Raw genomic sequence first — 21,978 nt, 5'->3', positions numbered from 1 at the left:
AATCATAGCTGAGTAGAGATTGCAATGACGTATGCGTCATATTAACGGACAAATTATGTAAAAACACGAATGATATTAATGCGCTAAGCGCAATTTCTTTGATTTTAGTCATTGTTGGATTTTTGCGAATTATTAGTATTAGTAATACCTAATATAAAAGGAGTCGAAGCATGGCTGTAGAAAATTGGCAAGAATTCCTCACCCAAACGGATGGTCGCATCGCTGAACTGCGCCCGGGTATTCCTGGCGTTATGAAGGGATTTGGTGAGATCGCAAAGAGTGCGATTGGAACCGGTGCTCTTGAACCGAAGCAAAAAGAGCTCATCGCGATCTCCATCGGTGTTGCTGCACGCTGTGATGCCTGCCTTGGATACCATGCAAAAGCCTGCATCAAGTATGGTGTAACCCGTGAAGAGTTGATGGAAGCTCTCGGTGTGGCTGTTTACATGGGCGGCGGACCTTCTCTCATGTACGCAGCAGAAGCGCTCAGTGCATTTGATTCTCTGTCTTCAGAAGCAAAGTAAGAAGTGACGTATCTTCACCCAATCTCTCTGTTTTCCTAAAACTTAGAGAGCAAACTGCTTGCGTGCACTTGCCCTGAATTGCGTTCAAGGGTAAGTGCAACGAGGGGAAGCCTCTTAGATTTCAGGTAGGCAATATTGGTGGGTGCACCTTCACAGGTTGGTTCGGAAAGCTCTTCTGTTTTTATGGAGCTGGAAAAGAGCTTTCGTGACTTGGAAAACAAAAGAAATCTGCGTGTTCTGCACGCGGGCGATCTTTCGCACCTGTATCTTCATAAAAAGTCTGAAGCCCACTACGCCAATTGTCGGTTCATCTACATTCGATCAATTGAGCACTATCTTTCTCTTTTTCCGGTCGATGAGACGGTAGACGTTGATGTGAATGTCCCGGCAAACGTGTCTGGCTGGGACTTGAAGAAAACGCTCATTGCGCTGTTAAAAGGCAATCCTGAACCGCTTGATTGGGTTCAGTTGAAGGATCCATATGCGGGGCATGACGAATTTCCGAAGTCGTTGATCTCTTTTGCCCTTGAGCATTGTGACCCGGTTCGCTTCGCGCTTTATCATTACAATCGGATTGAGCGACAGAAGCACCGATTTGACGGTGTGTCACTCGGCGAGATCGTGCCTGAACGCTTGTATGACCTCATCCGCTCATCACTGGTGCTGCGTTGGTACAACCAGAATCGCTATCAAGGCGTTCCGCCTTCTCGCCTCTCAGATATTGCCGAGGCGACCTTTATTCGCCCTGTGCTTCGTGGTGAGATTGAAGAATTGGTAGAACGTAGCGAGGCTGGGATGATCAAGGATGTCGTTCGCCCTGCTGGCGCTATCAATGATCTGATCCTGGCTGAATTGGAGGCTGGCCCTGCATTGCTGGCCCGCCGTCGTCGCCAGTTTACTCAGGAAACGGCTGCCCAAGCAGATCGTTTCTTCCTGAAATGGGCGGTCATCCCTAAAAACTAAGGGTCTCACAGGGCCTTCTGTTTACTTCTCTCACCTGTAGTCCTGCAGAAACAGCAGAACCGTGCCAGTTTGCGTGAGAAAGATCTTTACCTTTCTCACAATACCTTGAAATCGCGGGGATTATGACCCCCAGCGCTTGCTGTTATGACCACGCCGGAGACGTGAACAGCGCAACAGCGCAAATCAAACCAACGAACCAGACAAGAGAACGCAGGGTGGCGCGGTTAAGCCAATAGCATGCGACGAACAGCACGCGCATTGCGATGAACAAACCGCACAATCTTTCAATCCAGTCTGGGTCACCGCCATAGGCGAGGGCAACGAGCACAGATACTGCATAAAGAGGGAAAGCTTCGAGGCCGTTGATCTCTGCGGAGCGCGCGCGCAAGCGAAATCCTTCTTTCCAATATTCTGGGTCTCTTGGGTTTGAGTTGTCGAACTTGCGGGAAAATTTGGCAGGAAGAACAGAAAGCCATGGCATCAGACCGGCAATCAGTATGGTCCATAAAGGGAAAGACATTGTGCAGCTCCAAATAAACTCAGAAAAATCGGAGCCTTTATACAGGCATAAAGAAGCAAAGTGAACTGAGTTCACTTAGGTTTGAAGCCTCCATTGCGAATATTTCCGCACTTTGGCTTCGCTCATTCCAATTCTAATCGCAATTATTTTAAGCGCATCGTCTGGTTGTCATCGATCCGAAGAAAAAGGGCACTATGAAGTGCTGGAATCGAGTGACACCGAATGATTGGACATTGTCCGGCGCTCCAGTGGAGACGTGCCTATGACTAAGGCAAATGTACTGTTTGTTTGCGTAGATAATTCATTTCTGAGTCTGGCCGCAGAAGCCTACTTAAACCAAACCTCAATGGGAGAGTTGCGTGCCTTCTCTGGTGGCCCCTTGCCCCGAGAGGAAATGGTTTCGCTTACCAAGAAGGTTCTTTTCGCCAACGGTATGGATGAGGGGGGATTGCATCCGAAGCCCTGGACAATTTTTTCGCTGCCCCATGCACCTCAACCTGACTATATAATAAGACTTCAGACAAGTGTGCTTCTTGACAAGCAACCAATGTGGCCCGGTCATCCAGTAAAGTTGAACTGGGATATTTGCCTAGATGAAGATGTTCCCCGGAACATAAAAGAGGCAACAGATGCATTCCGCAAAATTAAAGAATCTATAGATCTTGCAACCTCCTCTAAGGTTTTTTCTAGTGATTCTCTAAATTGGCGTGCAGCTTGTTAAGGTTGGTTGGCCCAATGCTTTATGAGAGTTGTCAGATTTTCCCATGTTTCCCTTAGGAAATAGGGGTTTCAGTGGGAAACTCACAATTTTTTGAGTGGTAAACCTTTCACCTGCCTTGTTTTAGGGGCAGTTTCTTAAGGTCTTTATGGTTAATACGCCTTAATTCACAAGGCTGGGATGACACCACTATGAATCGTAGTTTGACGATTGCATTTGTTTCTGTAATTGCACTTTCCACAATAGCGTGCCAACGGACGACGTATACCCGTAGCTATGTCTCTCCGTTGCCTGCTTCTCCGATCTCACCAATCGAGGGTCAGACCCTGTCGCCGATCACTCCTGGTCAGCCAGGCGCTGAAGGCCAGATCTTGGTTGACGGTCAGGACGCGAACGCTAATTCGCAGGTTGTTTCTGCACCTCCTGCTCCAAACGTCAATGCAACAGGTGGCTCTGTGGGCCGCACCGATCTGCTTGGCGGCTGGAGCGTCTCTTCAGGTGGCGACAACTGTAAGCTCTTCATGACGCTGACCAAGTGGAGCGGCGGTTACCGTGCAAATACGCGCGGCTGTAGCGATGCAACGCTCTCTCAGATTTCTGCATGGAATCTGAATGGCAGTCAGGTTGTCTTGAAAGACGCTGGCGGCGGAAACGTTGCGACCCTCTCTGGGGCTGGAACCAACTTCTCTGGTCAAACAGCGAACGGCGCTCCAATCAACTTCGCCCGCTAATCATCATCTGATGATCCTATAAGTTTCGAAGCGTTGCGCCGATATCAGGTGCAGCGCTTTTTGCCTTTGTTTAAGTGCGCCGCAGAATTTGATCAGATGTGAGACGTTGGTTTTACGAATAAACCCTATTGTACTTGCGTCTGGGTAGCGCTCTCCTTTATGCCATGGGCAAATATAGCCCATCGGATCGGCGTGATTTGCCCTCTGAAATACAGCTTAAGGAATGTGAGCTCCGTGCTTGAGAATACGTCTAACCTAACAACCGTCCTTGCCCACTACGAAGCGATGGTGGCGCGGGGCGACCTGGAAGCCGATCCGGCGCAAATTCAGGTGGCAAAGTCTCTGGATGCTTTGACTGCAGAAATGGTGCAGCGAAAGCCGGAAGAAAAGAAGGGGCTGTTAGGTCGCCTGCTTGGAAAAAGCAAGGAAGAGCCAGACTACATCAAAGGCCTGTATATTTGGGGATCTGTAGGACGCGGCAAAACCATGCTCATGGATTTGTTCTACGATCTAAGTCCTGAACCTAAAAAGCATCGTTCCCACTTCCATGAGTTTATGGAGGAGATCCACGATCGCATATTTATGGTCCGCAAGAAGATCAGTGCTGGGACGATCAAAGACCGCGATCCGATCATCCCGGTTGCTGAGGAGATCATCAGTACAACGCGGCTCCTGTGCTTTGATGAGTTCACTGTAACCGACATCGCAGATGCCATGTTGCTCGGGCGGCTTTTCGGCAAATTGTTCGAGGCTGGCGTTGTCGTCGTGTGTACCTCAAACGTGGTGCCGGATGAGCTCTATAAAGACGGACTGAATAGAAATCACATTCTTCCATTCATCCGTTCTTTGAGTGAGCGAATGAGTGTCATCCATTTGGATGCGCCGACGGATTACCGCCTCGAGAAGCTCTCTGGCTCCGACACGTATCTTGAGCCGCTTGGTCCTGAAAGTCTTCAGAAAATGGAGAAACTTTGGGCTAGTATGACTTATGGCCTTCAGTGCCATCTTATTGAGTTGGAAAATAAAGGCCGGAAAATACCCGTGAGCCGCACCTGTAGCGCGATTGCCTGGTTCACATTTCAGGAATTGTGTTGCACCCCGCTAGGGCCCTCTGATTACCTGCGTATTGCACATGCTTTCAACACAGTTTTCCTCGAAGGTGTACCTGTCTTGGACAAGGCGCGTAGGAACGAAGCAAAGCGATTCATCAATCTGATTGATACGCTCTACGACAATCACGTTCATCTCGTGATTCAGGCAAGCGCAGAGCCGCAGGAGCTCTATGTTGCCTCATCTGGAACCGAAGCATTTGAGTTTGATCGGACAGCTTCGCGCTTGATCGAAATGCGTTCGGAAGAGTACTTGATGCGTGAGCATAATATCGAAATCTGAAAAAATTTAATTTTATTCAGAAATGACGTATTGAGAGCTTATCCAAACTGCTAAAAAAACGTCATTTTACGGAAAATAACGCGGATGTGTGCTTCATTTGGGTTGCGCACATCCGTCAAAACCGCTACCCACTGCGACAAATAGGCACCATATATCATGGTTCTATGTTACGTAAAGGGGAGCTCCTCATGGCGCGCAACAAGATTGCTTTGATTGGATCCGGTCAGATTGGTGGCACACTTGCACACCTCGCTGGTCTGAAAGAACTGGGTGATATCGTTCTGTTCGACATCGCTGAAGGTATGCCTCAGGGCAAAGCTTTGGACTTGGCAGAATCTTCTCCAGTTGACGGCTTTGACTCTGGTCTGTCTGGCACAAACACCTATGAAGGCATCGCTGGTTCTGATGTCGTCATCGTGACTGCAGGTGTTCCTCGTAAACCTGGCATGAGCCGTGATGATCTGCTTGAAATTAACCTGAAGGTTATGGAGCAGGTTGGTGCTGGTATTAAGAAGTACGCTCCAGACGCTTTCGTAATCTGCATCACCAACCCACTCGACGCGATGGTTTGGGCTCTGCAGAAATTCTCCGGTCTTCCAGCAAACAAAGTTGTTGGCATGGCTGGCGTATTGGATAGCGCTCGCTTCCGTTACTTCCTTGCAGAAGAATTCAAAGTATCCGTAGAAGACGTAACCGCATTCGTTCTTGGCGGTCACGGCGATACAATGGTTCCACTGACACGCTACTCCACTGTTGCTGGCGTTCCACTCACCGATCTGGTGAAAATGGGCTGGCTCACTGCTGAGCGTCTCGAAGAAATCGTTCAGCGCACCCGTGATGGTGGCGCAGAGATCGTTGGTCTTCTGAAAACAGGTTCCGCATTCTACGCACCAGCTGCATCTGCTATCGCAATGGCAGAAAGCTACCTCAAAGACAAAAAGCGCGTTCTTCCATGTGCTGCATACCTTGATGGCCAGTATGGTCAGAAAGACATGTACCTTGGCGTGCCAACTGTTATTGGCGAAAACGGCATCGAACGTATCATTGAAATTGATCTCAATAGCGATGAAAAAGCGATGTTCGACAAATCTGTTTCTTCTGTAAACGGCCTTGTTGACGCTTGTAAGAAAATCCAGCCTGCTCTGGCATAAGCCACGCAAGCTATGATCTGAAAGACTGGCAGCACTAGGCGTTGCCAGTCTAGCTCCCTGCTTCGGCAGGGCCCCTTAGAATGGGAAGGGCAGATGAACATACATGAATACCAGGCCAAACAGGTCCTGAAGGAATACGGCGCACCTGTTGCTGAAGGTGTTGCAATTTTCTCCGCTGATGAAGCTGAAGCTGCTGCAAAAAGCCTTCCAGGCCCGTTGTGGGTTGTGAAGTCCCAAATCCACGCAGGTGGTCGCGGTAAGGGTAAGTTCAAAGAACTTGGCCCAGAAGCAAAAGGCGGCGTTCGTCTTGCATTCAATTTGGATGAAGTAAAGTCCCACGCTGCTGACATGCTCGGCAACACGCTGGTGACTGCGCAGACCGGTGATGCTGGTAAAGTCGTAAACCGTCTCTACATTGAAGACGGCGCAGACATTGACCGCGAACTGTACCTCTCTCTGCTCGTCGACCGCACATGTGGTCAGGTTGCTTTCGTAGCATCCACCGAAGGCGGCATGGATATCGAGGAAGTTGCGCACAACACGCCAGAACTTATCCTCACTCTGCCAATCGATCCGCTTCAGGGCGTGACCGAAGACAAAGCATCCGCTCTTTGTGACACCCTCAAGCTTGAAGGTGAAGCACGCGCGGATGGCATGAAGCTGTTCCCAATCCTCTACAAAGCATTTGTAGAAAAGGATATGGCGCTTCTCGAAATCAACCCACTGATCGTTATGGAAAATGGTCGTCTGCGCGTTCTGGATGCGAAAGTGTCCTTTGACGGCAACGCACTGTTCCGCCACGAAGACATTGTTGCCCTGCGCGATAAGACCGAAGAAGACGAAAAAGAGATCGAAGCTTCCAAGCACGACCTCGCTTACGTTGCTCTCGACGGTAACATCGGCTGCATGGTGAACGGTGCTGGTCTGGCAATGGCGACCATGGACATCATCAAGCTGTATGGTGCTGAGCCTGCAAACTTCCTCGACGTTGGTGGCGGCGCTACCAAAGAGAAAGTAACCTCTGCGTTCAAGATCATCACGTCCGATCCAAACGTACAGGGCATTCTGGTTAACATCTTCGGTGGCATCATGCGCTGTGATGTGATCGCAGAAGGCGTTCTGGCTGCTGTTAAAGAAGTTGGTCTTCAGGTTCCACTCGTTGTGCGTCTCGAAGGCACCAACGTTGAGCTTGGCAAAAAGATCATTAGCGAAAGCGGCATGAATGTTATTCCTGCTGACGATCTCGACGATGCAGCTCAGAAAATCGTGGCTGCTGTGAAGGAGGTCGCATAATGTCTATCCTCGTCGACAAAGACACCAAAGTCATCGTTCAGGGTCTGACTGGTAAAACCGGTACATTCCACACTGAGCAGGCACTGGCTTACTTCGGCACCCAAATGGTTGCTGGCGTACACCCTAAAAAAGGCGGAGAAACCTGGTCTTCCGGACTTGAATCCGCTGCTGAACTGCCAATCTTTGCTTCCGTTAAAGAAGCTAAAGAAGCAACCGGTGCAAACGCTTCTGTTGTTTACGTCCCACCAGCAGGTGCAGGCGCAGCAATCATCGAAGCTATCGACGCTGGCATTCCTTTGATCGTTTGTATCACTGAGGGTATCCCGGTTGCAGACATGGTGAAGGTTAAAGCTCGCCTCGACGCATCCGACAGCCGTCTTCTCGGTCCAAACTGTCCAGGTGTTCTGACACCTGAACAGTGCAAGATTGGCATTATGCCAGGCTCCATCTTCCAGAAGGGCTCTGTAGGTATTGTTTCCCGTTCAGGTACACTTACTTATGAAGCAGTCTTCCAGACTTCGCAGGAAGCCCTCGGCCAGTCCACGGCAGTCGGTATTGGTGGTGACCCTGTAAAAGGCACTGAGTTCATCGATATGCTGGACCTGTTCCTGGACGATCCAGAAACAGAATCCATCATCATGATCGGTGAGATCGGTGGTTCTGCAGAAGAAGAAGCAGCTGAATGGCTCAAAGAACAGGCTGCAAAAGGCCGTTCTAAGCCAATGGTTGGCTTCATTGCTGGTCGTACAGCGCCTCCAGGCCGTACCATGGGTCACGCAGGTGCTGTGATCTCTGGCGGTAAAGGCGGAGCTGACGACAAGATTGCTGCAATGGAAGACGCGGGCATCCGTGTATCTCCATCCCCAGCTAAACTTGGCAAGACCCTTGTTGCTCTTCTCGAAGAGTTGAAGCAGGGTGCTTAAAAATTACACCTCCTATACCATTTAGGAGGCATACTAAATCGACTGTCGGTGAATCACTTTCATCGACAGTCTTGAGAAGGCAGTAAGTCCCCAGGCTTGCTGTCAGTCGCGGGACCCAAGGGTATGTGGTGTGTGACACCCGCCCAAAGAAAGTAGGGCGGATCAACAGTCCGCTTAAAAACGATGGCTCGGCAGGACGCGAACAACGTATTCGCGCTGACGTCGTTTCTTTACGGCGCCAACGCTCCTTATATTGAAGAGCTTTATGCTCAATATCAGGAAAACCCGAATTCACTCGACCCCGAGTGGAAAGAATTCTTTTCTTCGCTTCAGGACAATCCAGAGGACGTAATCAAGGAAGCTCGCGGAGCAACCTGGCAGCGTTCTGATTGGCCAGTTCCAGCAAATGGTGAACTGGTTTCAGCTCTTGATGGCGACTGGCCTGCTGAAAAAGAAGTCAGCAAAAAGATCAAGTCCACGGCCAAGAAGAATGGTGTTGAGCTAACCGAAGATCAGGTGCTGCAAGCAACTCGCGATAGTGTTCGTGCGATCATGATGATCCGTGCTTACCGTATGCGTGGCCACTTGCATGCTGATCTTGACCCGCTCCGCCTTGCTGTTCCTGGTGACCATGAAGAGTTGCATCCCGCGACCTATGGCTTCTCTGAAGCGGATTGGGATCGGAAGATCTTCCTCGACAACGTTCTGGGTATGGAATTTGCCACCATCCGTGAGATGCTGGAAATTCTGAAACGGACCTATTGCTCCACCCTCGGTGTTGAGTTCATGCACATTTCTGATCCTGCTGCAAAAGCATGGATTCAGGAGCGCATTGAAGGTCCGGACAAGCATGTTGCCTTCACACCAGAAGGTAAGAAAGCGATCCTCAATAAACTTGTTGAGGCCGAAGGCTTCGAGAAGTTCCTTGATGTAAAATACACCGGTACAAAGCGTTTCGGTCTGGACGGTGGTGAAGCACTGATCCCGGCGCTTGAGCAGATCATCAAACGCGGTGGTGCTCTTGGTGTTAAAGACATCGTTCTGGGCATGGCACACCGTGGCCGTTTGAACGTTCTGTCTCAGGTGATGGGCAAGCCACATCGCGCGATCTTCCATGAGTTCAAGGGCGGTTCATACGCTCCTGATGATGTGGAAGGTTCAGGTGATGTAAAGTACCACCTCGGTGCTTCTTCTGACCGCTCCTTCGACAACAACAATGTTCACCTGTCTTTGACTGCGAACCCGTCTCACCTTGAGATCGTAAACCCGGTTGTTCTGGGTAAGGTTCGCGCGAAACAGGACCAGCTTTCTGAATGGAAAGAGACATCGGAAATTGATCGCAGCAACGTCCTCCCATTGCTTCTGCATGGCGATGCTGCGTTTGCTGGTCAGGGTGTTGTTGCTGAATGTTTCGGTCTGTCCGCGCTTCGTGGTCACCGCACTGGTGGTTCGATCCATGTGATCATCAACAACCAGATCGGTTTTACAACCAACCCACGTTTCTCACGGTCTTCACCTTATCCGTCTGACGCCGCGAAAGTGATTGAAGCGCCGATCTTCCATGCAAATGGTGATGATCCGGAAGCTGTGACTTTTGCCGCAAAGATTGCAACTGAATATCGTCAGAAGTTCGGACGCCCAGTCGTGATTGATATCATCTGTTATCGCCGCTTTGGCCATAACGAAGGTGACGAGCCTGCGTTTACGCAGCCAATCATGTACCGCAAGATCCGCAAGCATGAAACAACCCTTCAGATCTATGCTGACAAGCTGGTCAAAGAAGGTCTGATGTCTGCTGAGGACGTTAATAAAGCAAAAGCTGATTGGCGTTCGCATCTGGATCGTGAGTTCGAAACAGGCCAAACCTACAAGCCAAACAAAGCCGACTGGCTTGATGGCCGTTGGTCTAAGATGAAGATTGCTAAGGAAGTCGATGAGCCGCGTCGTGGTTCTACTGGTCTTTCAATGGATGAACTCAAGGAACTTGGCGGCAAGCTGACTAATGTTCCTGATGACTTCAATGCACACCGCACGATCCGCCGCTTCATGAACAACCGTGCCAAAATGATTGAGACCGGTGAAGGTATCGATTGGGCAATGGGCGAAGCAATGGCATTCGGTGCATTGCTGAAAGAAGGCCATTCCGTTCGCTTGTCCGGTCAGGATTGTGAGCGCGGTACCTTCTCTCAGCGTCACTCTGTTCTGTATGATCAGGAAGACGAAGACCGTTACATCCCGCTGAACCACGTTGGTGAAAAGCAGGGTCGTTACGAAGTCATCAACTCAATGCTTTCTGAAGAAGCAGTGTTGGGCTTTGAATACGGTTACTCGTTGACAGAACCAAATGCGCTGACCATGTGGGAAGCACAGTTCGGTGACTTCGCAAACGGTGCGCAGGTGCTGTTTGACCAGTTCATCTCCTCTGGTGAGCGTAAATGGCTTCGAATGTCCGGTCTGGTATGTTTGCTGCCGCATGGCTATGAAGGTCAAGGGCCTGAGCACTCCTCAGCACGCCTTGAACGTTTCTTGCAGATGTGCGCGGAAGACAACATGCAGGTAGCCAACTGTTCGACACCGGCAAACTACTTCCACATCCTTCGCCGTCAGTTGAAGCGTGACATTCGTAAGCCACTCGTTCTGATGACGCCAAAGTCTCTGCTCCGCCACAAGCGTGCATTTTCCAAACTGGAAGACTTCGGCGCAGACGAAAGCTTCCACCGTCTCCTTCACGATGATGCTCAAACGAACCCGGGTTCAACTGTTGAGCTGAAGAAGGATGAAGACATCCGTCGCGTGATCCTGTGTACAGGCAAGGTCTACTATGACCTGCTCGAAGAGCGTGAGAAACGTAACATCAATGACGTTTACATTCTCCGTGTTGAGCAGCTCTACCCGTTCCCGACCAAGTCTTTGTGCGTAGAGATGGGACGCTTCAAGAATGCAGATGTAGTCTGGTGTCAGGAAGAGCCAAAGAACATGGGCTCCTGGTTCTTCATTCAACAATATATTGAATGGGTTCTGGAGCATGTGAATGCAAAAGTGCATCGTCCGCGTTACGTTGGCCGTCCACCAGCTGCTGCAACAGCAACCGGCTTGATGTCAAAGCACTTGGCTCAGCTACAAGCTTTCCTCGACGATGCATTCGCCGAGTAAGTACCTCGTAATCAGGTAAGTCCGACAGGCCTTTTAGGGGCCCTGAAACGAAAAGAGATAGAGACAATGGCGACGGAAATTCGAGTACCCACTCTGGGTGAATCCGTAACCGAGGCAACAATCGCTCAATGGTTCAAAAAACCGGGCGATGCGGTGAATGCAGATGAGCCACTGGTTGAGCTGGAAACAGACAAGGTAACTGTTGAAGTGCCTGCACCTGTAGCCGGTAAACTGGACAGCATTGATGTGAAAGAAGGCGAGACTGTTGAAGTTGGCACCCTTCTTGGTTCCATCGCAGAGGGCGCAGCTGGTGCTGTGTCCGCTCCTGCTGCCGAAGCTGCACCGGCTGCTAAAGCAGCGCCTGCTGCAGCTGCTGAAACAGTTGAAGTTCTGGTACCACACGCTGGTGAAAGTGTTACCGAAGCTGAAGTTGGCGAATGGTCAGTTAAAGTTGGTGACGTTGTAAAGGCTGACGATATCCTCGTTGAGCTGGAAACAGACAAAGCTGCTCAGGAAGTACCTAGCCCAGTTGCTGGTACCGTGGTTGAAATCGCTCAGGCAACTGGCGCAACTGTTGAGCCTGGTAACCTGCTCTGCAAAATCGCTAAAGGCGACGGCGCAGCTGTTGCCGCTGCTGCTCCGGCAGCTGCCGCAACAGCTCCAGTGGTTTCTGGCACAAGCATGCCAGCAGCACCTTCTGCAGCAAAGATGATGGCTGAAAAAGGTCTCTCCGCTGATCAGGTTGCAGGCTCTGGCAAGCGCGGTCAGGTTCTTAAAGGTGATGTTCTCGCAGCTGTTGCTGCTGGCGTTTCTGCTGCTCCGGCAGCTGCTCCAGCTCCTGTTGCAGTGCGCGTCGTTTCAGCTCCGACTGACGAAGTGCGTGAAGAACGTGTTCGCATGACCAAGCTACGCCAGACGATTGCGCGCCGCTTGAAAGATGCTCAGAACACTGCGGCTATGCTGACCACTTACAACGAAGTGGACATGAAGCCGATCATGGACCTGCGCAAGCAGTACAAGGACATCTTTGAGAAGAAGCACGGCGTAAAGCTTGGCTTCATGGGTTTCTTCACCAAAGCAATTACCCATGCTCTTAAAGAAATCCCGGCTGTAAACGCTGAGATCGATGGCACTGACATCATCTACAAAAACTACGCGCATATCGGTGTTGCTGTTGGCACTCCGAAGGGTCTCGTGGTTCCTGTTGTTCGTGATGCAGACCAGATGTCTATTGCTGAAATCGAAAAAGAAATCGGCAACCTCGGTCGTAAAGGCCGTGATGGCAAGCTCTCCATGGCAGACATGCAGGGTGGCACTTTCACCGTCTCTAATGGCGGTGTTTACGGCTCCCTGATGTCCTCTCCAATCCTGAACGCACCGCAGTCCGGTATTCTCGGCATGCACAAAATTCAGGAGCGTCCGGTTGCGATCAACGGTCAGGTGGAAATCCGTCCGATGATGTATCTGGCTCTGTCCTACGATCACCGTATCGTAGACGGCAAAGAGGCAGTGACCTTCCTGGTTCGCGTTAAAGAGAGCCTTGAAGATCCACAGCGTCTGATTCTGGACCTCTGATATAAACGTGCCCGGCACTGGCCGGGCACATTTGTTTTAAGGGAAATTGGCGCACTTCTCTTCGTTGCAGCCTTCTCCCGCCTACTTACAGGGATTTGCAAATGTCCTACGATCTCGTCGTCATCGGTACCGGCCCAGGCGGTTATGTTTGTGCAATCAAGGCAGCTCAGCTCGGCATGAAAGTTGCTGTAGTTGAGAAGCGTAAGACCCATGGTGGTACTTGCCTGAACATCGGTTGTATTCCATCCAAAGCTCTGCTGCATGCCTCTGAAATGTTTGAGGAAGCAAACCACAGCTTTGAAGCCCTGGGCATCAAAACTTCCAAGCCCAAAGTGGACTGGAAGGCAATGCTGGCGCACAAAGACAAAGTGATCGACGGCAATGTAACCGGCATCGATTACCTCTTCAAAAAGAACAAGATCGACGTTCACACTGGTACTGGCCGTGTGCTTGGCGCTGGTCGCGTAGAAGTAAAAGCTGAAGACGGCTCTACTTCCATCGTTGAAACCAAGAACATCGTGATCGCAACAGGTTCTGACGTGATGCCTCTGCCAGGTATCGAGATTGACGAAAAAACTATCGTCTCCTCAACCGGCGCTTTGGTTCTGGATAAAGTGCCTAACCGCATGACTGTTGTCGGCGCTGGCGTTATCGGCCTTGAGCTTGGTTCCGTCTATGCCCGTCTTGGTGCTGAAGTGACCGTTGTTGAGTTCATGGACAAGATCCTTGGCCCAATGGATGCAGACGTTTCCAAGCAGTTCCTGCGTATGCTGAAAAAGCAGGGCCTCAAGTTCAAGCTGTCCTCCAAGGTAACTGCGGTTCAGAAAAAAGGCCGTGCTTTGGAAGTGACCGTTGAGCCAGCAGCGGGTGAAGCCGCCGCAGCAGCTATGGATGCAGACGTGGTTCTCGTCGCAATCGGCCGTCGTCCTTACACTGAAGGTCTTGGTCTGGCAGAAGCAGGTGTTGAACTGGATGAGCGCGGCCGCGTGAAGACAGACAACCACTACAAGACCAATGTTGACGGTATCTTTGCTATCGGTGATGTGATTGCAGGCCCAATGCTTGCGCACAAAGCGGAAGACGAAGGTGTTGCTGTTGCCGAAATGCTTTCCGGTCAGGCTGGTCATGTAAACTATGACGTCATTCCTGGTGTTGTTTACACCTCTCCGGAAGTTGCCAGCGTTGGTAAGACTGAAGAAGAGTTGAAAGCTGCTGGTATCAAATTCAAATCCGGCAAGTTCCCGTTCTCCGCAAACGGTCGCGCAAAAGCAACGCTTCACACCGACGGTTTTGTGAAAGTTCTGGCTGACGCTGAAACAGATCGCGTGCTCGGTGTTCATATCGTTGGCGTTGGGGCTGGCGAAATGATTCACGAAGCATGTGTTTTGATGGAATTCGGCGGTTCCTCTGAAGATCTGGGGCGCACCTGTCATGCGCATCCAACAATGTCTGAGGCAGTGAAAGAAGCTGCTATGGCGACATTCGCTAAGCCAATCCATATGTAATCTGGAAGTTTCAGATTAAGAAAAAGCCGCTTCAGGAAACTGAGGCGGCTTTTTTTGCTATTGGCGAACAAGGATGTAGCTGCGTGTCTTATTGGGAACCGTTGGATCGTGGATTTCTGTTCGCACGTAAGCCTGAATACGCTCCCCCATTGGCCTAAGCTCAATGTGTTGTGCTTTGAAGAAGCCGCCAAACCGGAACGTGAGTACGCCAGAAAAACTAAGCTGCCCTGGAGCCCAACCCCATTTACAATCGCGAGGGGAGCAGCTGGTAAATGCGCGGGCGCGCACAACCAGTTGTCCATCAAGGCACTGGCCTTCAATTTCAATCCGAGAAAGCTCTTTCAAACGTGCTTTGGGATTTTCCCAATCCCCCAGCTCCGCCATCTCTGATTTGCGGATTTCACAGGCTGTTTGAGCTTGAGCTGCTGAAACAAGAAAAGCAAACGTGCTGAAGAACATGCACATAAATGTTGTTTGTCTAAGTTTCATGACTAAAAGCTCCCCGCCTAGTCCTCTCATATATCAATGTAAATGGGCTCTGCGAGGAGTAAATGCGTGTTTTATCCTATCACCCTAGGTCTTTTACGCTTTTGACGATGTCCTGAAGCTCGCGCGTAGCTGCGGATGGACTGGATGCCCCACAGATTGCTGAAATAACTGCAACTCCATCTGCTCCAGCTTTGATCACCTGATCCGCATTAGCAAGCGAAATTCCGCCAATTCCAACCACAGGTAACTGAGACTGAGCTGTCAGACCTGCAAAGCTCCGCATGCCCACCTCAGCCGCATCATCCTTACTGTTCGTCGGGAAGCAGGCGCCTATGCCAAGGTAATCGCAGGCAGAAATATCCGCAGCATCAAGTTCATCCTGAGTGCTGACCGATAGGCCAAGTAGCTTATCAGAGCCGATCAATTCCCGGGTTTTAGTGGCATCCATATCATCCTGCCCAACATGAACCCCGTCCGCATCAACTGCTAACGCAACATCCACACGGTCATTGATGATCAACGGCACATTCAGCGGTTTCAACGCTTGCATCAACCGCTCTGCCAGCTCAATTTGCTTGCGCGTGCTGCCAGTCTTGTCACGAAGCTGCACAATAGTTGCGCCGTTTTGTGCGGCTGCGATTGCTATGTCGACGGGGTCCTGACCGGGGCAGTCTTGCGGCCCCAGCACCAGATAAACGGAAAGATCAAGCAACGGTTTCATGCATTTCAACCCGTGCTGTTGCGTTGAGGATATCGCTGTTCAGTTGATAGAGGCCGTTAATGATATCCAGCTGCAAGCTTGCTGGTCCTGCTGAATTTTTTGCAGCAATCTCACCAACAACCCCGAGAAAGACCATTGCATCAACAGCAGCATCAAATGGGTCATCGCAAACTGCCAGTGTTGCGCCAGTCAAAGCCGTTGCCGTACAGCCAAGACCAGTCACATAAGGCATCATCTTATCCCCGTTGGCGACTTCAGCAGTGCGCGCACCATCAGTGATGAAATCGACCGGACCAGAGACAACAACAACAGCGCCCGTCTGCTTCGCCAGTTCTTTCGCTCCTGCCAGAGCAGCCTGAGAGCTATCCGTGCTATCAACGCCTTTTCCACCTGCACCCTGACCAGCAAGTGCCATGATTTCAGAGGCATTGCCACGAATGACGCTCGGCTTGTTCTCCAGCAATTCACCAGCCAACTTGGTGCGGAAGGTCAGCGCTCCAACAGCCACCGGGTCCAGCACCCAAGGGCGATCAGCTTTGTGGGCAGCAGCAGTTGCCAGCTTCATGGCCTCTGCCTGAGCAGGAGTAACCGTGCCAACGTTGACCACTAATGCACCTGCAACACTTGCAAGTTCAGGGGCTTCTTCCGGGCCGTCCACCATGGCAGGGGAGGCGCCAATGGCCAGCAGGGCGTTGGCTGTGGTGTTCGCCACCACGATGTTCGTCATGTTATGGACGAGTGGACTGTTGTCACGAATTGCGGAAAGAGTTGCGCAAGCGCTTTCGACACGACCCATTTTTATCCTCGGTCTTGTTGTGCGAAAGAGAGCTGGTATCAGGGACTTGGCAAACTGGCAGACAATCTATCCCCCAACACGGCGTGAGTGCTCCCTTCGCTGGAATTATCCAGAGCAGGTTCTTCGAGTATGATCTCAGCCACAACAAACGTGTTGGGCACCCCGTTTCACATCGACGAACCTAGGGGATCTGCTAAGGGAGATCAAGGTGATGTGAGGGACGGTGACAACCTATCAACGACGCGGGTGTGCCTTGTCATAAGCGTCCAACAGCTGTGCACTGTTCACTTCCGTATAAATCTGTGTGGTAGAAAGGCTTGCGTGCCCCAATAGCTCTTGAATGCTCCTCAAATCCCCGCCTTCAGAGAGCAAATGAGTTGCAAACGAATGGCGTAAAGCGTGAGGCGTAGCGGTGTCTGGTAGACCAAGAGCACTGCGGATTTTTTGCATGGCCAGCTGGATCATGCGCGCATTCAGCGGGCCACCACGAACGCCGCGAAACAGCGGTGAGCTGCCCGACAGATCATAAGGACACTGCTTTTTGTAGGCCTCAATAGCTTCTATTACCACTGGCAGAACCGGAACAAGCCGTTCTTTGTTGCCTTTACCGCGAATCTTCAGCGACTTATCCCCCTCCTTCGGCGCGGAGGCCGATGTAAGAGACAGCGCTTCAGAGATACGAAGACCGCAACCATAGAGCAGTGTGAACACCGCTGCGTTGCGGGCTTCAACCCAGGGAGTGTCCTCGAAAGCGAGATCGCTGCTGACAATCGCTTTGGCTTCCTCAACGGGGATAGGCTTGGGCAGGCTGCGGGGAAGTCTCGGCGTGCGAACAGCTGCAGCACCAGCCGCATTCACCTCACCGCGCTCCTCCAGAAACGAGAGGAAGGAACGGATGCCAGCAAGGCCACGGGCAAGTGTTCGCGTCTGTGCGCCATCCCTCCGGCGGGTTGCCAGAAATGCGCGAAAGTCCTTTGGTTTCAAAGACTCCAGATGCCGCAGAGCAACCGGTTCACCTTCATAACTGGTCATGAAGCGCAGGAACTGACGGGTATCGCGTTCATACGCTTCCAGTGTCCGTTCAGCCAGTCGCCGTTCAGAGCCCAGATGATCAATCCAGTCTTCAATCGCTGCGGTAACATCTGGTTTGCAGATGATGAGTAAGTCTTCGCCGCTATCAAGGGAATTTGCCATTCGCAAAGTGTAAGCGCCAAATCTGGCTGAATGGTTACCAAAAGATAAACATACACGCCTTTGCGAAATGCTTGAGCAAATTTAGTTGATGACGACTGGCTGCCCGTGATCACTGATGATCCGGTCAATTTCCTGCCGAGCGGCCATCGCAAACCGTTTCTGGTTCTCTGTTGGCACCACAGAATCCCCCAGAACGACGATGTTCTCGTCATTAAACCGGTTCGCCGGGCCTGTGTAATTGAAGCTACCGACAATCATAATGCTATCATCAATCACCATAAGCTTATGGTGCAGCTTACCAATTCGACTTGAACCGCGAACGAAATGCAAATCAGCACCAGCTTCCGCTAAAGGTTGAGTGGCTGCCCAGTCCTGTCCGCCTTGCCGGGCATCAAGCGCACCGCGCACCTTTCGTCCTGCCTCCATCAACAGCAACATGGCATCATCAATACCGGAGCTTTTGGAGAAGGTGAAGATAGCAAAGTCCACTCGTTCCTTAGCTTTTGTCATCTGTTTGGTGACTTCCATCTCTGGCGCGTGGTCTGGTGCAAAGCAAACTTTCACGCGGATGTCGTCAACAATCACTTCTTTCGGCGTGTTCTCAGATTCGTTCTCATCAACGCTGTATCGGCCAAATCGCCCCCGTTTAATCTCCCTGAATTCCCGTTCAAAGATATCGGCAACCTTCTCATTCTTGATGATGAGAAGATGGTTCAAGTTGCGATGTGTGCCGGTCTCAGTGAAGTTTGTGGAGCCGGTCAGAACAGCATTGCCATCGCGAATGATGAATTTCTGATGGAATATCCGTGGGTTAAAGTCAGTCCGAACCCACACCTTAGAGCGCAGCAACGCCGCGTGAAGCTGTCGGTTCACCTCGTTCTCAACACGAGGGTCGCTTGAGTGCGGGTCGTCTGCTGGCTCATCAACGCTCAGGTAATCCGCCTCGGATACCACCCGCACCCGCACCCTGCGCCGCTTTGCGTTGATAAGTGCGTTGGTTATGCGTTTATTGTCTATTTCTTGAATTGCTATGTCGAGCGAGCGCTCTGCAGCATCAATAAACCCGATAATCTCGCCCTCAAGATCATCCAGCGGGTTATCCTCTAAATGATCGAGGACTGTCTTCGGACCAACAAGGAATTTCAGATTCTCAGTTTCAACTGCCATTGTACCCTCCCACCGTCATAACACCTTACCCTAGGGTAGATGATGTGTCGGTACACAATTATGACGGTAGGAAGTGAAAAGAGCGCCTGGCTAGAAACCAACTGAGATGAGTGGATTGGTGTTACCCTGAATCTCCAGGATGCGCGCATCACGCAGCTGCTCTTCTTCAGAGACCGGATCCTCTGCCATCCACTTGTTGAACATCTCCACCTCAGTCTCTGTCAGTGGCATGCCGTAGGTGGTCTGCATGTACAGATAGATACGCGCAATATCACCACGCGTCTCAGCCATCGGCTCGGCAACTTTCCGGCTGCTGTCAATTTCAAAATCACAAGCGCCATAAGTCCGGTCCTCGCCGGTGATAACAGCCATACGATAATTGGAGCGGTCTCCGTTTAACTCACCAACGGCTGGAACGAGGTTATGGAGATCAGCTTCCATACGCTTGAAATCTGCATCAACTTTGGAGCAGCACCGGCGGCCTTTGTAGGATTTGCCCTTCTTGGTGGTACAGGCCGGGTCACCTTCACTCCAACAAGCGCGTGTTTTGCCAAAACGCGAAGCTGGCACGATGTGCTCCCACTCAATCCGCTTGCCGCGTTTTGCATTCTTGCGTGGTTCGTACCCGCAGCTGTCAGCATCCACCTGCTTTTTTCCATTGTAGGTGCAACCACAATAGAAGGTTTCACGATACTCTTCTGACGGATAAATATGCTTCTCCAACAGGCGCTTGGCCTGAGAAAAGCTGGTTGGTGGTGCAGAAAAGGCTGCAGTTGTCCAAATGCAAGCCAAAAGGGCAGCAGAAAATACAATGAGTTTACGCATGAAGGAGTCTTTCGAGGTCACCATCAGAAACTGGCGAGGGAGAGTTAAGAATACCCTGCCAACACTGTTTGACGCGGTGGATACTGGTTTGTGCTGGTCCACTTTGACCGAATGAATGGGTGTGAACCTTGCCGATGGTGATGAAGAGGAGGGAAACAGTACTTAGCGAAAATGTAGAGCCTAAGGCTTTGCTTGTGAGGTTTTTCGGGAAATACTAGCTGTTTCTTATTTTGAACAGGGAGCATTGACAGCTAAGTGAGGAAATACAAAGAATTTCTGCAGAAAATTATGCGGGAGAATAGCTTACGGTCTCTTCCGCAGATCTATCACCACGTGCGCAACATCCCATACGGGTCAACTGGTAACCGAGATCCAAAGGCCGTTTATACAAGCAACGTTGGTTCTTGCTCGGGGAAACACATTCTGCTGAGAGATTTTCTCCGTGAAGCTGGATATCAGGCCGAGATCATCACGATGTTCACGTACTTCAACGAGAGCACACCTGTTCATGGAAGTTTTCCGGAAGAGCTAAAAACAATTGCTACTCGTGAACGCGTGCCGGACTTTCACCACTATGTGCGGGTGTTAGAGCAGGGGGCATGGCTCAATCTGGATGCAACCTGGCATGATGGACTTGCGAGATTCGGTTTTGAAGTGAACCACGACTGGAGTGGCTCAAATCACACTGCGCTTGCATCAGTTGCAGAGCGTGAATACCCCGCTACGGAGAACATAATTGATCTGAAAGCAGATCTCGTCTCTAGCCTGCCTCAAGACCAGCGTGATTTGCGAGCAAAGTACTTCCGGCTTGTGACGGAATGGATTGCAACATATGCATCGTAGGGCGTGAAAATAGAGTGAGTTAACTGCACTCTTAGTTCCTTTGCTGAATGCTTAGCTGCACAACTGCTTGGCCAAATCTTTTATCTGATGTTGTGCAAATACTTCAACGCCGTTCCTGCGCAGATCAGCAGCGACGACACCCATCCCCGAACGTGTCTGCCCATCGTGATTGCCGCTGTAGATAAAGGTGCTCCCGCAGGATGGGCTGCCATCAGTGAGCAATGCGAAGCGACACCCTGTTTCAAGTGCAGTCTGGACGGCGATGCTAGCACCAAGGCGAAACTGGTTGGTGACGTCGCGCCCATTGTCTTCAAAAATTTCGCCATGGCCTTTGAGAACATCTGTGCCCAATCGGTTCTCTTCAATCTCAGCTGGTGGGCGCGGTGTTGGAAATCCTGCTGCGATTTCCGGGCAAAGGGGCACCAGAATACCGGCTTCCTTCCAACCAGTTAGAATACTGCTTTCAAGCGGTAGGCCACTGCCGTTGTAGCGGACTGGCTCACCAAGCAAGCACGCACTTATCAGGATTTTCGTGGTCATACTGCGGATACCTGAATTTTAGATAGGCTTGGGCTGGCTGGGACTGCACGATAAAACAAAAAACGCGGACCCGATGGCCCGCGCTTAATATCATCGCGATATGCGAAAAACAAAGAGCTTAAACGATGCTCTGACCGGTTGCTGCCCAGTCCTTCATGAATGCTTCCAGACCTTTGTCGGTCAGTGGGTGCTTCACGAGGCCCTTCAGTGTTGAAGGTGGGATAGTTGCAACATCAGCGCCGATGAGCGCGCAGTCTTTTACGTGGTTTGCGCTACGGATAGAAGCTGCAAGAATTTCGGTGGTGAAGCCGTAGTTATCATAGATCTGGCGGATTTCAGCAATCAGGTCCAGGCCTTCAATGTTGATGTCGTCCAGACGGCCAATGAATGGAGAGATGAAGGTCGCGCCAGCTTTTGCAGCCAGAAGAGCCTGGTTTGCAGAGAAGCAAAGGGTCACGTTGGTTTGCACGCCTTTGTTCGCCAGAACGCGGCAAGCCTTCAGGCCTTCCAATGTCAAAGGCAGCTTGATGCAGATGTTATCTGCAATTGCGATCAGCTCTTCAGCTTCTTTCAGCATGCCTTCAGCGTCAGTTGCAACAACTTCAGCAGAAACAGGACCATCCACAAGCTCGCAGATCTCTGCGATGACTTCTTTCATTGGACGGCCAGATTTCATGATAAGAGATGGGTTAGTGGTAACACCATCGAGAAGACCGGTTGCAGCCAGCTCTTTAATGTCGTTGGTGTCAGCAGTATCAACGAAGAATTTCATGCCGGAAAGGCTCCTGATTTCTTAGTAGCCTCTCGTAGGGTACCGGAGGCCTAGGGGGGAATTCCGGTATGTGTTTAGCCCAGAGTGTATAGAAACAACAAGAGTAAAACCCGCTAAAGCGTATTCCCGAAAACTGGATTTCGGTTTTAGGATAAGAATGCGCGGCAAAACCAGCAAGTGCTC

Annotated in this window: 21 protein-coding genes; 12 read left to right on the top strand and 9 right to left on the bottom strand. The window is 50.9% G+C overall.

Features of this window, described 5'->3' with window-relative positions; genetic code table 11:
- Window positions 1-170: 170 nt before the first annotated feature.
- Together PsWM33_RS22170 and PsWM33_RS22165 are read left to right on the top strand one after the other, a co-directional pair.
- Window positions 171-524, top strand: a complete 354-nt coding sequence (locus tag PsWM33_RS22170; protein ID WP_063301664.1) for a carboxymuconolactone decarboxylase family protein — start codon at window positions 171-173, stop codon at window positions 522-524.
- Between the two features lie 138 nt (window positions 525-662).
- The gene (locus PsWM33_RS22165; RefSeq protein ID WP_208994702.1) at window positions 663-1,487 is read left to right on the top strand and encodes a DNA polymerase beta superfamily protein; all 825 of its coding nucleotides are present in this window, start codon (window positions 663-665) and stop codon (window positions 1,485-1,487) included.
- 142 nt (window positions 1,488-1,629) lie between these two features.
- Here the strand turns inward: PsWM33_RS22165 and PsWM33_RS22160 are convergent, their stop codons facing one another.
- Window positions 1,630-2,007, bottom strand: a complete 378-nt coding sequence (locus PsWM33_RS22160; RefSeq protein ID WP_063286410.1) for an MAPEG family protein — start codon at window positions 2,005-2,007, stop codon at window positions 1,630-1,632.
- A 262-nt stretch (window positions 2,008-2,269) separates the two neighbouring features.
- Between PsWM33_RS22160 and PsWM33_RS22155 the strand changes: the two genes are divergently transcribed.
- From PsWM33_RS22155 to lpdA, 9 genes are all read left to right on the top strand, one after another.
- Entirely contained in the window at window positions 2,270-2,728 is a 459-nt protein-coding gene (locus tag PsWM33_RS22155; protein WP_063301662.1) for an arsenate-mycothiol transferase ArsC, read from the top strand.
- A 188-nt stretch (window positions 2,729-2,916) separates the two neighbouring features.
- The gene (locus PsWM33_RS22150; protein WP_063294848.1) at window positions 2,917-3,456 is read left to right on the top strand and encodes an AprI/Inh family metalloprotease inhibitor; all 540 of its coding nucleotides are present in this window, start codon (window positions 2,917-2,919) and stop codon (window positions 3,454-3,456) included.
- Between the two features lie 234 nt (window positions 3,457-3,690).
- Window positions 3,691-4,848 (top strand): cell division protein ZapE, encoded by a 1,158-nt coding sequence (gene zapE, locus PsWM33_RS22145; RefSeq protein ID WP_063301717.1) that lies wholly within the window; start codon window positions 3,691-3,693, stop codon window positions 4,846-4,848.
- 188 nt (window positions 4,849-5,036) lie between these two features.
- Window positions 5,037-5,999: a malate dehydrogenase gene (gene mdh / locus PsWM33_RS22140; protein WP_057462983.1), complete on the top strand. Its 963-nt coding sequence runs from the start codon at window positions 5,037-5,039 to the stop codon at window positions 5,997-5,999.
- 93 nt (window positions 6,000-6,092) lie between these two features.
- The gene (gene sucC / locus PsWM33_RS22135; RefSeq protein WP_063294851.1) at window positions 6,093-7,292 is read left to right on the top strand and encodes an ADP-forming succinate--CoA ligase subunit beta; all 1,200 of its coding nucleotides are present in this window, start codon (window positions 6,093-6,095) and stop codon (window positions 7,290-7,292) included.
- The gene (sucD, locus tag PsWM33_RS22130) at window positions 7,292-8,215 is read left to right on the top strand and encodes a succinate--CoA ligase subunit alpha (RefSeq protein ID WP_063301661.1); all 924 of its coding nucleotides are present in this window, start codon (window positions 7,292-7,294) and stop codon (window positions 8,213-8,215) included. Before sucC ends, sucD begins: the two co-directional genes overlap by 1 nt.
- A 183-nt stretch (window positions 8,216-8,398) precedes the next feature.
- Window positions 8,399-11,368, top strand: coding sequence for a 2-oxoglutarate dehydrogenase E1 component (locus tag PsWM33_RS22125; protein ID WP_063301660.1), 2,970 nt, complete (start codon window positions 8,399-8,401; stop codon window positions 11,366-11,368).
- Window positions 11,369-11,434: 66 nt separating this feature from the next.
- The gene (gene odhB / locus PsWM33_RS22120; RefSeq protein ID WP_063301659.1) at window positions 11,435-12,943 is read left to right on the top strand and encodes a 2-oxoglutarate dehydrogenase complex dihydrolipoyllysine-residue succinyltransferase; all 1,509 of its coding nucleotides are present in this window, start codon (window positions 11,435-11,437) and stop codon (window positions 12,941-12,943) included.
- A 101-nt stretch (window positions 12,944-13,044) separates the two neighbouring features.
- Window positions 13,045-14,448: a dihydrolipoyl dehydrogenase gene (lpdA, locus tag PsWM33_RS22115; protein ID WP_063301658.1), complete on the top strand. Its 1,404-nt coding sequence runs from the start codon at window positions 13,045-13,047 to the stop codon at window positions 14,446-14,448.
- Between the two features lie 57 nt (window positions 14,449-14,505).
- On the opposite strand, the gene PsWM33_RS22110 is transcribed toward lpdA, so the two are convergent.
- From PsWM33_RS22110 to PsWM33_RS22085, 6 genes are all read right to left on the bottom strand, one after another.
- The gene (locus PsWM33_RS22110; RefSeq protein ID WP_063301657.1) at window positions 14,506-14,937 is read right to left on the bottom strand and encodes a hypothetical protein; all 432 of its coding nucleotides are present in this window, start codon (window positions 14,935-14,937) and stop codon (window positions 14,506-14,508) included.
- 79 nt (window positions 14,938-15,016) lie between these two features.
- Window positions 15,017-15,658 (bottom strand): thiamine phosphate synthase, encoded by a 642-nt coding sequence (thiE, locus tag PsWM33_RS22105; RefSeq protein ID WP_063301656.1) that lies wholly within the window; start codon window positions 15,656-15,658, stop codon window positions 15,017-15,019.
- The gene (gene thiM, locus PsWM33_RS22100; protein WP_063301655.1) at window positions 15,642-16,454 is read right to left on the bottom strand and encodes a hydroxyethylthiazole kinase; all 813 of its coding nucleotides are present in this window, start codon (window positions 16,452-16,454) and stop codon (window positions 15,642-15,644) included. The genes thiE and thiM overlap by 17 nt, the downstream gene beginning before the upstream one ends.
- A 234-nt stretch (window positions 16,455-16,688) precedes the next feature.
- The gene (locus tag PsWM33_RS22095; protein ID WP_057462974.1) at window positions 16,689-17,648 is read right to left on the bottom strand and encodes a tyrosine recombinase XerC; all 960 of its coding nucleotides are present in this window, start codon (window positions 17,646-17,648) and stop codon (window positions 16,689-16,691) included.
- Between the two features lie 81 nt (window positions 17,649-17,729).
- Complete coding sequence (locus PsWM33_RS22090) at window positions 17,730-18,815, bottom strand: phospholipase D-like domain-containing protein (protein WP_063301654.1); 1,086 nt, start codon at window positions 18,813-18,815, stop codon at window positions 17,730-17,732.
- A gap of 90 nt (window positions 18,816-18,905) precedes the next feature.
- Window positions 18,906-19,640, bottom strand: coding sequence for an endonuclease (locus PsWM33_RS22085; protein WP_063301716.1), 735 nt, complete (start codon window positions 19,638-19,640; stop codon window positions 18,906-18,908).
- A 288-nt stretch (window positions 19,641-19,928) separates the two neighbouring features.
- Here PsWM33_RS22085 and PsWM33_RS22080 point away from each other — a divergent pair, with 288 nt between their 5' ends.
- On the top strand, window positions 19,929-20,483 hold the full coding sequence (locus PsWM33_RS22080; RefSeq protein ID WP_063301653.1) for a transglutaminase domain-containing protein: 555 nt from the start codon (window positions 19,929-19,931) through the stop codon (window positions 20,481-20,483).
- A gap of 51 nt (window positions 20,484-20,534) precedes the next feature.
- Here the strand turns inward: PsWM33_RS22080 and PsWM33_RS22075 are convergent, their stop codons facing one another.
- Together PsWM33_RS22075 and fsa are read right to left on the bottom strand one after the other, a co-directional pair.
- The gene (locus tag PsWM33_RS22075) at window positions 20,535-21,023 is read right to left on the bottom strand and encodes a DUF523 domain-containing protein (RefSeq protein ID WP_063301652.1); all 489 of its coding nucleotides are present in this window, start codon (window positions 21,021-21,023) and stop codon (window positions 20,535-20,537) included.
- A 118-nt stretch (window positions 21,024-21,141) separates the two neighbouring features.
- Window positions 21,142-21,795 carry a fructose-6-phosphate aldolase gene (gene fsa / locus PsWM33_RS22070; RefSeq protein ID WP_057462970.1) on the bottom strand — a complete coding sequence of 218 codons (654 nt, stop codon included), beginning with the start codon at window positions 21,793-21,795 and terminating at the stop codon, window positions 21,142-21,144.
- Window positions 21,796-21,978 lie beyond the last annotated feature (183 nt).

The organism is Pseudovibrio sp. WM33, from assembly GCF_001623165.1.
GTDB lineage: Bacteria > Pseudomonadota > Alphaproteobacteria > Rhizobiales > Stappiaceae > Pseudovibrio.
This window is presented reverse-complemented; position numbering and strand designations above follow the sequence as displayed.